General features: G+C 49.5%; 11 protein-coding genes. 1 reads left to right on the plus strand and 10 read right to left on the minus strand.

The window, feature by feature from the left end; all coding sequences use genetic code 11:
• From LCH85_04035 to LCH85_04065, 7 genes are all read right to left on the minus strand, one after another.
• Positions 1-675, minus strand: a complete 675-nt coding sequence (locus tag LCH85_04035) for a methyltransferase domain-containing protein (GenBank protein MCA0351143.1) — start codon at positions 673-675, stop codon at positions 1-3.
• A complete protein-coding gene (locus LCH85_04040) occupies positions 668-1909 on the minus strand; it encodes a glycosyltransferase (protein ID MCA0351144.1) in 1242 nt (413 codons plus the stop codon). Before LCH85_04040 ends, LCH85_04035 begins: the two co-directional genes overlap by 8 nt.
• The gene (locus LCH85_04045) at positions 1909-3192 is read right to left on the minus strand and encodes an ABC transporter ATP-binding protein (GenBank protein MCA0351145.1); all 1284 of its coding nucleotides are present in this window, start codon (positions 3190-3192) and stop codon (positions 1909-1911) included. Before LCH85_04045 ends, LCH85_04040 begins: the two co-directional genes overlap by 1 nt.
• Before the next feature lie 2 nt (positions 3193-3194).
• Positions 3195-4043 (minus strand): ABC transporter permease, encoded by an 849-nt coding sequence (locus LCH85_04050; protein ID MCA0351146.1) that lies wholly within the window; start codon positions 4041-4043, stop codon positions 3195-3197.
• A gap of 317 nt (positions 4044-4360) precedes the next feature.
• Positions 4361-6046: an MFS transporter gene (locus tag LCH85_04055; GenBank protein MCA0351147.1), complete on the minus strand. Its 1686-nt coding sequence runs from the start codon at positions 6044-6046 to the stop codon at positions 4361-4363.
• Between the two features lie 18 nt (positions 6047-6064).
• Entirely contained in the window at positions 6065-6703 is a 639-nt protein-coding gene (locus tag LCH85_04060; GenBank protein MCA0351148.1) for a TetR/AcrR family transcriptional regulator, read from the minus strand.
• Positions 6704-6879: 176 nt separating this feature from the next.
• On the minus strand, positions 6880-8355 hold the full coding sequence (locus tag LCH85_04065; protein ID MCA0351149.1) for an ImmA/IrrE family metallo-endopeptidase: 1476 nt from the start codon (positions 8353-8355) through the stop codon (positions 6880-6882).
• A 204-nt stretch (positions 8356-8559) separates the two neighbouring features.
• On the opposite strand from LCH85_04065, the gene LCH85_04070 reads away from it, so the two are divergent.
• A complete protein-coding gene (locus LCH85_04070) occupies positions 8560-9570 on the plus strand; it encodes a GNAT family N-acetyltransferase (GenBank protein ID MCA0351150.1) in 1011 nt (336 codons plus the stop codon).
• Between the two features lie 33 nt (positions 9571-9603).
• Here the strand turns inward: LCH85_04070 and LCH85_04075 are convergent, their stop codons facing one another.
• From LCH85_04075 to LCH85_04085, 3 genes are all read right to left on the minus strand, one after another.
• Complete coding sequence (locus tag LCH85_04075; protein ID MCA0351151.1) at positions 9604-10290, minus strand: hypothetical protein; 687 nt, start codon at positions 10288-10290, stop codon at positions 9604-9606.
• 141 nt (positions 10291-10431) lie between these two features.
• Positions 10432-11070, minus strand: coding sequence for a chloramphenicol acetyltransferase (locus tag LCH85_04080; GenBank protein ID MCA0351152.1), 639 nt, complete (start codon positions 11068-11070; stop codon positions 10432-10434).
• Positions 11071-11152: 82 nt separating this feature from the next.
• Positions 11153-13771, minus strand: a complete 2619-nt coding sequence (locus LCH85_04085; protein MCA0351153.1) for a tetratricopeptide repeat protein — start codon at positions 13769-13771, stop codon at positions 11153-11155.
• Positions 13772-13876 lie beyond the last annotated feature (105 nt).

Consider the following 13876-nt stretch of genomic DNA (forward strand, 5'->3'; position numbering starts at 1 on the left):
CTAGGCCTCAATTTTCTCGCACACCAGTTCCCACGAATAAATATCAACATCGGGGTTTTCATGAATAAATTTGGTTTGGCCTAATTCACGCAGCAAGCCTTTGACAAACTCTAGCGAAAAATGGGCATGCTTGTGATGAGGATTATAGGGCTGGCCAGTTTTTTGGCAATGAACTCGAAAGCGTTGCTCATCGGGACAGAAAATCACCAAGCGACCACCAACTTTTAATACCCGCAACCATTCTTTTAGTGCAGCTTTGGTATCGTCGAAATCTTCGAGCAAATGCGACGAATAAATATAATCGATCACATTATCAGCAAACCAATATAAATGATCGGCATCGCCACCCAATTGCACTGGATATTGGCCGACCGCCGTGTAGGGTTGCGGTAAATCGACCCGCACCGCCCGTGGATTAATTGGATCGCCACCAAAGCCTAAATCTAAGCCATAACCAACACAAAATGGGTCGAGTCGCGCACGGCATTTGGATGTTTCGCTGGCCCATGCCCATTTACTGGTGCGTTTAGCCTGAATTTTGGGCAAAATAGTGCGCATTGCTGAACGAGCAGCGTTTTCGATCCCTAAGGCACGGCTAACAGTTTTTAATGCTGGCAAAGCCCGCAGATAATTTTTCCAAACAATTTGGCGTGTGCGAGCAATATATTTAGTCATGGCGCGAATCCTTGTTACAGGCAGCATAGAGCGCTGCTTCAACCCGATCAATCATGGTGCTCATGCGAAACTCACGATCGACAATTTGGGTGGCTTGGTTATGGAGTTTTTGAGCTAAGTTTGGTTGGGTAAAGAGGGTTGCAATATGGGCAGCGCAGCTTGCAGCATCGTCGCGGGCAAACACCATGCCAGTTTGTTCATGCTTGATAATTTCGGTTGTGCCGCCAGTATCCGAGGCCACAACCACCAACCCCATTGCCAACGCCTCAACTACCGTAATGCTAAATGGTTCGTCCCAACGCGATGGAAAGATCAAAATATCGTGGCTGGCGTAGATGTCGGGTAGCGCTTGGCGCGGTAATTTGCCCCGCCAAGCGACACTTTGGCTGATACCAAGAGTTTCGGCGTAGCGCTGCATCTCGCTGGTATATTCGGCGGAAAGCCCAGCCCCAACAATCGAGAGCGTTGCCTGCTCAAAACCATGCTTCTGTTGCACCAAGGCAAAAGCCTCAAGCAAGGTTTCCATGCCTTTGTGGCCAGAAATTTGGCCAACGAACAATAAACGCTGGCCCATGCCAGCTGAGCGTTCACGGCGCACAAATAAATCGTAATCAACGCCCCAACGAATCACTTGAGCATTGGGCATTGGGCCGATGGGTTGGGTTTGCTTGAGCAAAAAGTCGCTAGCAAAAATTGCATTGGCATAGCTCAATGGCAAATTATTGCGAAAGCCAGTTTTGCGCCCAAGCTTCCGGCCAAGCAGTTTGCGCCCAAGCCAACGCACAGGATGGCGCGGCATATAGTGCCATGGATCGAAAATCCCAATCCGGATTGGCCAGTGATCGGAGATGAAAAAGGCTGTGCGATAACCGCGAGCTTGGAGCATACGCACTGCCGACATCGAGGCTTGGTAGAAACTCCAGACAAACACAATATCGGGTTTTAGTTCTTCAGCAAGGTCTAAAATGCGTGGCTGATTGTGCAATTCACGTTCGTATAAACGGCGTTGGTGGGCTAAAGTGGTTTGGGCCACGGGGTGAATATCGATCGTCAGCGAGCGCTCGATAAAGCCTTCGCGTACTTCGCGATCCACGCCGTAGGTGCTGGTTAACACTGTTACATCGTGGCCTTTGGCGCGTAAACCAGCAACCACATCGCCACAACCAACCTCGTAGCCACCGATATAGTGCGGTGGAAATAAGCTGGTCAACACCAGAATCTTTAATGGTTGCATTAATCGCGATCCTCTTGGGCCGTCTCAGGCCATTGCCATTGCCCGCCAAGCCGTACATTACCGGCATAATCCAAGCGGCTCATTGAGGCGGGTGTGGTCGGGCCAGGCAAAATTTCGACCTGAGCACACCCAGGCAGGTAATCCAAGGCACTACCATCGCCCGAACGCACCCCAACATCAAGCAAATAAATGCCAGGTTGCAAGTTGAGCGTATCGAGGGTACTGGTGAGTTGGCCGTGTTGGCCGCGCTTAATAAGGTAGCGTGGTGCATTCAAATCGCTATCGACCGTCATCAGGCGCGTGCCTTCGAGCGAGGAGAACCCATAGCCAAACGACACACCATAGACATCGGCATAGGCTTCGTAGTTGAAACTTACGTTGAGCGTCTCGCCATGCAAAATTGGCTCGCCATGATTAAAGGTTAGGTCATTAATCTTAAAGCGTTTGCCATAATCATAATGACGAGTTGCCTCGCGCAAATCGACGCGTGAGCTACTCGAAGTGACGGTTTGCATCAAATATTCGTTGACAATCGCTGCCGAAGGGCCATCTTTGAGCACAGTGCCTTGGTTGAGCCAAACCACCCGTTGACACAAGCTGCGAATTGCCGCCATATTGTGGCTGACAAACAGCACAGTTCGGCCATTTTGGGCAACTTCGCCCATTTTGCCCAAGCACTTTTTTTGAAACTGCGCATCGCCAACCGCCAGAACCTCATCGACAATCAGAATTTCAGGCTCAAGGTGGGCCGCCACCGCAAAGGCTAAGCGTAAATACATGCCGCTGGAATAATGTTTAACCATGGTGTCGATAAATTGCTCGACCTCAGCAAAGGCCACAATTTCATCGAACTTGCGGTTAATTTCGGCGCGGCTCATGCCCAGAATCGCTCCGTTGAGGTACATATTTTCGCGGCCTGTCAGGTCGGGATGGAAACCCGTACCAACTTCAAGCAGCGTCCCAACCCGCCCACGAATCAAGGCCGAACCAGTGGTTGGCTCGGTAATTCGCGAAAGCACTTTCAATAAGGTACTTTTGCCAGCGCCGTTGTGGCCGATAATCCCAACGACTTCGCCCTGCTTAACATCGAATGAAACATCACGCAGCGCCCAAAATTCCTTAGTGGCGGCTTGGCTGCCTTGACCACGCATGGCCGAACGCAAGCGGCGGGCCGGCGCTAACATCATATCGGACACTGTTTCGCGAAAGGTTTTTTGAAATGCATTCGCCCCAATGCGAAATTGCTTACTTAAATGCTCAACCTGAATCGCAATCTCGCTCATTGTTACACCATATCTGCAAATTGTTTTTCAATTCGGCGGAAGTATAAAGCTCCGGTGAACAGCAGGAATAGGGCAATGCCCACCGATGGCAGCATGCTTGACCAACTGATTTGGCCTGTGCCCAGCAACGACCAACGAAAGCCATCAATTACGCCAGCCATTGGATTCAAGCCATAGAGCCAGCGCCATTCTTGAGGAATCAAGCTACTGGAGTAGGCCACCGGGCTACCATATTGCCAAAGCTGGGCCATAAACGGAATGACATAGCGAATATCGCGAAACTGCACATTTAATGCCGCTAGCCATAAACTCACACCTAAACCAGTGATCAGCACCAGCATAATGAATAATGGCAGCGCCAATATACGGAGGCTTGGCGTGATGCCAAACCATAGCAGCATGCCAAACATCACGACAAAGGCAATCGCAAAATCGACCAAGCCACCAAGCACGGTTGAAATTGGCACAGTTAAGCGGGGAAAATAGACTTTTTTGATTAAGTTGGCGTTACCAACCAAGCTATTTGAGCCTTGGCTGAGTGCGTTGGCAAACAGCGCCCATGGCACGAGCGCCGTAATCGAAAAAGCTTCGTAGGCAATGCCATCGGAAGGCAATTTGGCCAACCTGCCAAAAATCAGCGTAAAGACAATCATCGAAAAAACTGGTTGGATGATGGCCCAAGCTGCGCCCAGCACCGTCTGTTTGTAGCGAACTTTAACATCGCGCCAAATCAGAAAAAACAGTAATTCACGGTAGGCCCAGAGTTCGCGTAATTGCAGCGAAACCCAGCCTTTGGATGGTTCTATCCGCGTGATGGGGGTTGTTTGTAACGTCGTGGAGGCTCTTTGCACTGTTTTCTCACCACACAATGTTTGTTAACAGACCAAGCCATTATAGCATATTGGGTTTTGATTGACGAAGTGCACGAAGACCACAAAGGCCGAAACCACGAAGAGCGCGAAGAACGTGAAGACGAGGCTATAGACATTTGGCTATAGGCAATGGCAATCATTGTAATCCTACAAACGTTCCGATAGCCCAAAGCCACTAGCCTATAACCTTATTCGCTCTGCGCCTCTGCGTTAAAAAAGATCGAGCTATTGCTAGCCCGATCCCCAATTCCTATGTTCTATGTTCTTTGCTCTATGTTCTTTGCTCTATGTTCTGATTAATGAAACGCCGCCATGCCAGCTGAACCAGCTTCACCAGTTTGTTCGATTTGGGCCTCAGCTTTTTTGCGGCCACCACGCAACTCGATTTCTTTGAGGAAGAAGACTACCACAAAGCCCAAAAGTGTAATGCCAAAGCTGAAGATAAACACATGGTGAATGCCATCAACCAAGCCATATTTGACCGCGCCCAACAAGGTGTTATAAAGCGCTTCGCCTTGTTGGCCACCTTGGGCAAACTGGGCTTGAATTAGCGATTGGGTTTCGGGTGAAAGCAAAATTTGCGGGTTATTGAAGGCTGCTAAGCTTTCGGCTGGCACATTTTGGGCAACTTCGGTTGGAATTGCCGCTTTGAAAGCTGGCAAATAGGCCGAATTCATTACCGAACCCATCGCCGCCAAAGCAATTGTGCTGCCAATTGAGCGGAAGAAGGTCAAGGCTGAGGTTGCCTGACCAATTTTGTTGGGCAAGGCATTTTGGGTAATCAAGGTATACAACGACATCCCCGCGCCCATGCCCAAACCCAGCACCACCATATCAATCGCCACGTTGGTATTGGTCGAATTGATATCGAGTTGCAGCAGCAAGAAGCCACCTAACACGCTAATCGCCATCCCCACAATTGCGATAATTTTGTATTTACCAGTTGCCGCCACAATTTGGCCTGCTACCACGCTACAAATAATCGCAGTTAGCATCAACGGGGTCATAATCAGGCCGCTATTGGTAATCGAGGTGCCAATTACGCCTTGCACAAACAAAGGCAAGAAGAAAATATTGCCAAACAGCGCCATATTCGAGATGATCGTGATCAACACTGAGATGCGGAAAATGCTATTTTTGAACAGGCTTGGCTCGATAATTGGCTGGCCATTGTTGCGTTCAAGCCATGCCTCAAAGGCAATGAATGCACCCAAAAATACAATCGAAAGCCCAAACATGCTCAAAACTTGAGTTGAAAGCCAAGCGTATTGTGAACCAGCCCAAGTAAAGCCCAGCAACAGCGGCACTGTGCCAGCAACCAACAAGATCGAGCCGATATAGTCGATTTTGACCCGTTGGGCTTTGCGGCCAAGGGTTGGCATCAAAAACACCAAAGTCAAGAGCGCGATAATGCCCAACGGCAAATTAACGTAGAAAATCCAGCGCCATGAAACGTGTTCAGTCAACCAGCCACCAGCAGTTGGCCCAAGGATGGCCGAAATCCCAAAAACCCCACCAGTGATGCCTTGCCAGCGAGCGCGTTCGCGCGGCGTGAACAAATCGCCAACAATCGCCAAGGCAATTGGCATCAAGGCGGCTGCGCCTAAGCCTTGCAAGCCACGAAAGATGATTAATTGGTTCATGCTCTGAGCCGCGCCACACAAACCTGAGCCAATTAAAAAGACAACTAAGCCAAAGATAAACAACGGCTTACGCCCGAACATATCCGAAAGCTTGCCATAAATTGGCACCATCACGGTTGAAGCCAACAGATAGGCCGTCGTAACCCAGGTATAGCGATCAAAGCCATGCAATTCGGTGATGACTTTGGGCATCGCCGTACCCACAATTGTTTGATCAAGTGAGGCCAAAAGCATCACCAAGAGCACGCTCAGCATGGTGAGCAAAGTTTCGCGCTTGGTATAGCGTGGCTGTTCAAATTCAACTGCTGCCGAAGCCGCTTGCTTAATTGCCGTTTCCATTCCGCGCCTTTCTTAAGCTTACTTCCGTGAAATCCCATGGAAGAAAATTTGAATTATTTGAGGCAGCAACTCTTCAAACGCCACTGTTTGATCAGTTGTCAGATGATGGTAGTTGCGAGGAGAAAGCAAATTGAGATACATCACAATCATGACTTTGGTTGAGATTTGCGGATCAAATTCGCCCTGAGCTTTGCCTTGCTCGATAATTTCGCGTAGCAAATTGCGCACATGATCGATAATCGGCTGGGTGCGTTCATGCTTTTCAGCAAACCGCGAACGCATATCAGCACTGCCAAACACCTCGAGAAAAATCTGCATCCGACGAGCTTCGCTAGGATCGTAGGTGCGTTGCAAAATCGCTTCTAGGCGTTCGCGGGCACTGCTGGTGCTGGCTGCCACGGCTTCGATCACCTGTACAAAGTTTTGTAATTGCCGCTCCACCAGGGCAATCATCAAATCTTCTTTGCTAGGAAAGTGCAAATAGACTGTGCCTTTAGCAATGCCAACTTGGGCTGCAATATCGTCGATTGAGGTTTCGTGGTAGCCGCGCTCCAACAAAATGGTTTGGGCTGCCTCTAAAATCAGTCGAGCGCGTTCCTCGCGTTGGCGCTCTTTCAACGATCCAGCGGGCTTGGTTGGTTTCTCTAGGCTTGGCATGCTCAATTCCTTACGCTCAGCCATTATTTGACCATCAAACAATTTATGACTGATAAGTCAAATAATAACCCTAACACTATTCTATGTCAATTCAGTCAAAAGTCCTAGGACTTGGGGTTAAATAGTAACAGCGCCGAAGGTTGGCGCTGTCGTGGGTTAATTGGTCTTTTGGAACATTATGGCAACAACGTTCGGCGAATTTCGGCAATTGCGGCGTTACGCCGATCACGCAGTTGCTCGCCCCATAGTACCGTAGGCACAGATTTACGCACCGCACAATCGTCAATCGGGCAACGCTGACAGGTTTCGTGAATTACCGCGCGATGAATTGCCGGATCATCGACAAACTTGATCACTTTAGCAAGCTCGGGCGTAAAGCGAAAACCAACCACCACACTGCTGCCAACGGTTGGCGTTAACACCAATGGCCGCGCAAACCCCAAATCTAAAAAGCGATCTTGACTTTCTAAAAACTCCGAGATTTGCACATCGACCAAGGGTTGTTGCTGTCCATTATGATCAGCCAAATTGATCAAGAGCCGCGAGGCCAGCCAACGCCGACAGTAATGTTCGTGTAAACCGATTCCACTTGGTAGCAACAAACGATTCATATTAATTCGTTTGATCAGTTTGTAGGAGCCTTCAACATTGTGGAAGCGCAAAAAGTGCAACGAAATACCAAAAGCCGCCGGAATTACCTCGCTGAAGCGATAGAGCAACATTTCGGGCGTAACATCATAGTGATTAAGCATCGCCAGCAGCGGCTCGGCGCTCCATGTCGTTTGATTGAACAAGGTTGCAATATCGGCGATCATCGGCTGACGCGGCATCAACAGCGCACCGCCAAAATATGAAGCCTTGAAATCGTTGGAAACTTGGCGAAACGACAGCACTTGATCAGGCGTCGAGGTGACTGAACGCTCATTCAAGCCGAGCGCTGCATAACCAAGCTCGCGAGCCAAAATAAATTTACGCTGCAATTGATACAAATTCGGATTGATCAACAAGGTTTTGCGCGGTGTGTCAATATAAACAGCGCGATAGTGCGAGAGAATTTCGTGCTCGGCTAAGCTGGTTTCATCAATGTGATAGCCAAATCGCTGCTGCAAAATCTGCTTGAGCTGGTCGATGCCGACCGGAAAGAGATTGAGCTGATATTTGGCGGCAAAGGCTTCGGCCTCTTCCTCAATTTCGGGAAAATAATTTTCATGAATTTCTTGATACGAACGCAGCGCCGCCCGAAAAAAATGCTCATCCTTCATATCATATTGGCGGGCAATTTCCCAAATTGCGTGTAACAAGGCGCTAGCTTTATCGGGAGCTTTGGTAAATAAACCAACCAACTCATTCGGGTCAAGCTCAAATTCCTCGAAGGGAAAATGGCGTAACAACGGTGAAGAAAGCATATTTTCAAGGTAGGCCAAGGCCGGATTCAGCTTGATCGAGACCAGCTCATCGTAGCCTTTACCCAAAACTTGGGCCATTTTAACAATTTTATCGGGCTTGGGATACTTACGCCCCTTCTCCATCTCAGTCACATACGACGGCGATAATTCAGCGCGTGCAGCAAATTCAGTCAGGCTTAAATTGGCTTCGAGGCGGGCTTGACGCAGTTTCATGCCAAAAATTAAATTAATTACATCAGTACTCATTCGGTTCCTTCATGCTGCAAAGTCTCGGAAAATAGCGTGAGGCAACCCACTCCCGCTTAACTATACCATCAGAATGAACTTGCCCAACTGTGCTCAGTCGCAAGGCGGAGATCTTAAATCGGCCTTAGGCTGATGGCAAACTGCGGCCAGCAAACGATACTTGGCAGCAGCAATACCAAATCAAGCAGGAGCAACCTTAGCATTATGACTGAGCAACAAGTAGCAATCCAACTGAGTAATCCACCGCAAATTGATGGCTTTCAAGTACGCTTTTTTCGCGATGACACCGACTTTGCCGCAATGGCCGAGATCTATACCGCAGCATCCAAAGCCCTAGCTGAACGCAATATCACCACCGCCGAGGATATTCAACGCCAATATCGTAACACCCCAAATGCCGATTTATCCAAAGATTTGGTGATCATCGAAGTTGATCAGCAACCAGTTGGCTATGCATTTAGTCGTTGGTACGATGAAACTGCTGGCAATCGGATTTTACGAGCAATTGCTCATATTCGACCAGAATGGCTCAATCGCGGAATTGGCCGCGCAATTTTGCCCTATCAAGAGCAGCGTTTACGCGAAATTCATGCCGAAAATCCCACCACCAACATACCTTTCTTTCAAACCTATGGCTTCGATCGTAACCCCTACAGTGCTAAGCTTTTCCAAAAATTTGGCTATGAGCCGGCCCGACAAGGTTTCAGCATGAAACGCGATTTGAGCCAGCCGATCGGCAGCCAAGAGTTACCCGCAGGGATCGAAACTCGCCCAAGCCCACCAGAAGTTTATCGTGAAGTTTGGCAAGCCGATGCTGAAGCCTTCCGCGACCACTGGGGCTATTCCGAGCCAACTGAAGCTGATTTTCAACGCTGGGTTCAATCACCCTTCTTCCAGCCGGAGCTTTGGCAAGTAGCATGGTCGGGTGATCAGGTGGTGGGCATGGTGCTTAATTATATCGACCAAAACGAAAATGCCGAGTATAACCTCAAGCGTGGCTATACCGAAGGCATCAGCGTGCGACGGCAATGGCGTAAACAAGGGGTAGCCTCAGGCTTGATCAACCGTAGTTTAGCGATCTTTCGTGATATGGGTATGACTGAGGCGGCCTTGGGCGTTGACAGCGAAAACCCAACGGGGGCACTGCGCGTCTATCAACAATGTGGTTTTGAAGTTGAATATACCTCAACCACCTATCGTAAACCGTTAAACTAGAACCGCTATAAGCTATGTTCTTAAATATGTCCGCTAGATTCTTGATTTAACATACTGCCAACGCAACCAGATGCCACCAGCCAAACAGGTTAATCCCAGCAAAACCCACCAAATTAATGGTAAACCTGCTTGGCTGGTCGCTGGCAGTTCGCGCGGTAATTGCGGCGTTGGTACGACAACCGTTGCGGGGTCGGCTGGCGTAGTGATTGGGATCGATGTTGGATCAAGTGGCCCAGGCGTTGAGGGCAATGGTGCAACCGGCGGGCTGCCAACTGCGGCGATAATTTCGGCCACAAGCTCAGGGGTAACTTGGGCAATAGCATCGCCAGCACTCATATAGTGGGCTTCCCACTGGCCTTTTGGCCCAATTCGAACATAAAAAATGAGGCGATCACCGATTTTAACTTCTGCACGACATGCCGCACTACTGCCAAAACCATCGATGTAAACAAAAGGCGCTCCAACCCCAGCCGTAACCCCTTTGAAATATTGAGTTACCTCAACAGTTGCAGTCAGAATGTAGGGGCTGTCGTTAGGTTGACCACCAACGACTGTTCCTTCTAAAACGATTGCGGCGGCATTGGTATGCTCGGTCGCAGTATAGCGTGGATGCCCACCAATTGGTTGGGTACAAGCCAAAGCGAAACTTGGCCAAAACGCTAGCATAACACCCAAAACCATGCCCCACCGTCGCGTGCTCGGCCATTGAATAGGTAGCATATGCCAAACCTCACAGTGCTAGCAACGCTTACGATTGCCAGTGCAAGCGTTGCACCTATCTACACACCTATTGATTTTAATCGATCGAAATGGATGTAAAAAGGATGATTAAGCACTGTTTTGGCTGCTTGGTGTACAAACTTAGCTCAAAAATTGCTCAGGATGATCGAGAATTGCCTGAACTCGCTCGTAGAAACGCCCAACATGTAAGCCATCCATCAAGCCATGATGAACTTGTACTGCTAGAGGCATCAAGCGGCGCTGGCCTTCAAGGGTGTGTTTGCCCCACGAAATACGTGGAACTGAATCGATTGGGTTGAGATGAACAGGGTGCATCATACTGGTGAAGCTGACCCACGGAATGCTGGTCATATACAGCAAATTATCTTGGCCTGGCTCGTCGCTGATGGTTGGGTTGGCTTTGACTTCAGCGACCTTGGCTTCTGCTAAGGCTGAAAATTCATGATAATCAGCGCGATAGGGAATTACACAAAAGCTAAAGAGATCGTCATCGAGCAAGACGGTTGGCGAAGGATCAACCCGATCATGCTCAACCACACTATCCCCGCGAATTCGCCAACGAAAGGCCGTTTGTTCATTGGCGGCGCGGGCAAATACAAAGCTAAGGCTAGTGCTTAAACGCGCTTGGCGAGCCTTAATTGCTTGATACCAAATTTGAATATCGACATTGGCACATAAACTAAAATGTGGGTAAGTCATGCTATGGTAGAGCTCGAAGTGCTGACGACGTGGCCAAGTAGCAAGATCAATTGTGCGCATATGGTTCCTCTAAACTAAGCTGTGGCCTAGTATATCCAGCCGCATGGTCACGTCAATTCCCCTTCTTGGGGTAGGCCTCGGCTCAATTGGCCAACGCTAAACTTACCGCGCGTTGCAAACTCAGCTGTTGGCCTTGCTGGTAAGCCTGTTGCCATGCTGTGGTGCTTAAATGGGCCTGAATTTCTTGCCCAATTTGGTTATAGCCAGGTTCATCGGCTGGGATAATTGGGTAGCCTTTGGTGCTACGCATCTGGGCGGCGTAGGCCATGAGTTGGGCAGCAGTCGTTGGCAACGTTTGGCTCAAGCAATGGGCTAGCCCTTCTAAGCCTTCAATAATTCCGCCATCAAAGCCGATTGCATGGGCTAACATGAGGCATTGACGGTAGCCAGCTTGGGCTTGGGCATAGTCGCCCTGCAGCCAGTGAGCATTGGAAATTCGGTTTTCGATCAGACACAATGATTGTTGATCACCCAAACGCTCAAAAATCTGTTTGGCTGTTTGATAATGCTCCAAGCCAAGTTTGGGCTGGTGCGTATCGATCGCAATGTTGCCCAAGTTGATTAAGGCCGTTGCTTCATTCCAATCGTCGCCCAACTCACGCGCCAAGTTGAGGCTTTGTTCAAACGAGGCTTGAGCTGCGTCTAAACGTTGTTCATCGCGGGCGATCACACCCAAGCCCAAGGCAATTAATGCCACGCCCGATTGATCACCCATCTCCTGATAGATTTGCAAACATTCTTGATAGAGTTGGCTCGCCCGTTGATTTTCCGATTGTTGGCAATAGAGATTGCCGAGATTGTGCAACGTGGCAACGACCCCCGATTGATCTTCAACAGCTTGATACAGCGGTAAACTTTGTTCGTAGTAAGCCGCAGCTTGAGCATAGGCTCCGGTATCCATCGCCACCAAGCCCAAATGGCCCAAAACTTGCGCCTGGCCAGCAGTGTGTTGCTTGGTTTGGTAGATGGCAAGCGCTTGCTGATACCATTGTTCAGCCTGCTGATAATCGCTTTGTCGCCAAGCCAAAATGCCTACCCCATCAAGTGCCCGGGCAAAATCAACATCAGCAGTTGGCTCATGGCTGATCAGTAGGTTTTCAAACCAACGCCGACCTTCACGTAAATAGCCGCGCATATACCAAAAGCGCCATACATAGCCCACCAACTGAATGCCGCGTTGGTGGGCGTTGTGTTGCCAAGCCCAATTTAAGCCAGCCCGAATATTATCGTGCTCAGCCTCGATCCGCTGAATCCACATAGCTTGGTTATTGCCTGAACGCAGTGGTTGCTCGGCTTGCTGGGCTAGTTCAATCAAATAATCGAGCATGCGGCTCTTGAGCAAATCGTGTTCAGCATGCTTGTTGGCTTGCTCTTGGGCAAACGTCCGCACCATCGTCAACATACTCATTCGCGTCGAATCAGCGCTGGTTTGTTGTTGAATCAGGCTATGATCAAGCAGCACATTTAATTGTTCGATCAACTCATGGCGTTGATACTCTGGGCCACAAACCGCCAAGGCTGCTTCGACCGTCCAGCCGCTCACGAATACGCTCAGTCGCTCAAACAAGCGCTGGCTAGCCGAATCAAGCTGTTGATAACTCCATGCCAGCGCAGTTGTAACCGAGTAGTGGCGCGACGGTAAATCGCGGCCCCGCCGTCGCATGCTCAAAAAATGGCTGGCCAATTCGCTCAACAACGCTTCGGGGTCGAATAGGCGGCCTGAGGCAGCAACTAACTCTAGCGCCAAAGGCACACCATCGACGCGTACACACAAAGCAGCAAGCGCCAGTGCATTTTTCTCGGTCAATTCAAGTTTGGGGTTATGCACTTGCAAACGGGCCAACAACAAAGCCATCGCTTCGATTTGAGCTAATTCAGCCAAGGGCGGCAAGGCCAACAAGTTGGGAACGGCCAAGGGCGTGAGTTGTAGCACATGTTCGGCACTCAGACGCAAGGCTATTTGGCTGGTAACGATTAATTTGAGGGTTGGTACTTCGCTGAGCAATTGACTGATCACACGACTGGCATCCTGAATCTGTTCACAATTATCCAAAAGTAAACAGCTTGGTTGCTGCTCAAGCTGGCTAATTGCCAAACTCAGGGGGTGCTCATCGGGGCTTTCGCTGATTTCAAGCGCCTTGTTGATCGCCTGAACCATCGATTCAGGATCGTTGGCAGTCACCAGATCAACAAAAACACATTGCTGCTCGCTTTGGCTGGCAAATTGATGCAAACATTGCAAGCCAAGTTGGGTTTTGCCAATGCCCGCCAAGCCCACAATGCTGATTAAGCGAATCGTAGAATTATTCAGCCATTGCAATATGCGTTGTTGTTCAGCGCCACGGCCTAAAAAGTGGCTGGTTGGGCTGGGCAAATGGCTGGCCAAGGTTGGTAGCGCTTGATTGAGCGCACCATGATTGTTCTGGCTTGGCTCAGCAATTAATTCCTCGCGGGCGATCGCGGCTAATTCTAAAAGCTGCTGAGCTTCGTGCGATTGAGCTTCAATATCGAGTGCTGGCAAAAACAGCGCAATCAACGTCGTTAAGTCAGGTGGGCGACGGCCTGTTTCCAGCCGACAAATTTGGGCATCGCTATAACCCACGGCAATCCCTAATTCGGCTTGGGTTAGGCGAGCACGGCGGCGCAACAAGCGCAATTGCTTGCCAAAAGCCGCTGGTGAATTAACTGCAGTTTGAGTCATCGTCACTTCCTCGTCGCTGGGATTGCCCACGTCAAGCTGATCGTAACAGGTTAACGCTGATTGTCGATTGATAAAAAGGTCATGGTTTTTGGTCAAATCATTCAG

This window comes from Chloroflexota bacterium, assembly GCA_020161265.1.
In the GTDB taxonomy this organism is placed as follows: Bacteria; Chloroflexota; Chloroflexia; order Chloroflexales; family Herpetosiphonaceae; genus Herpetosiphon.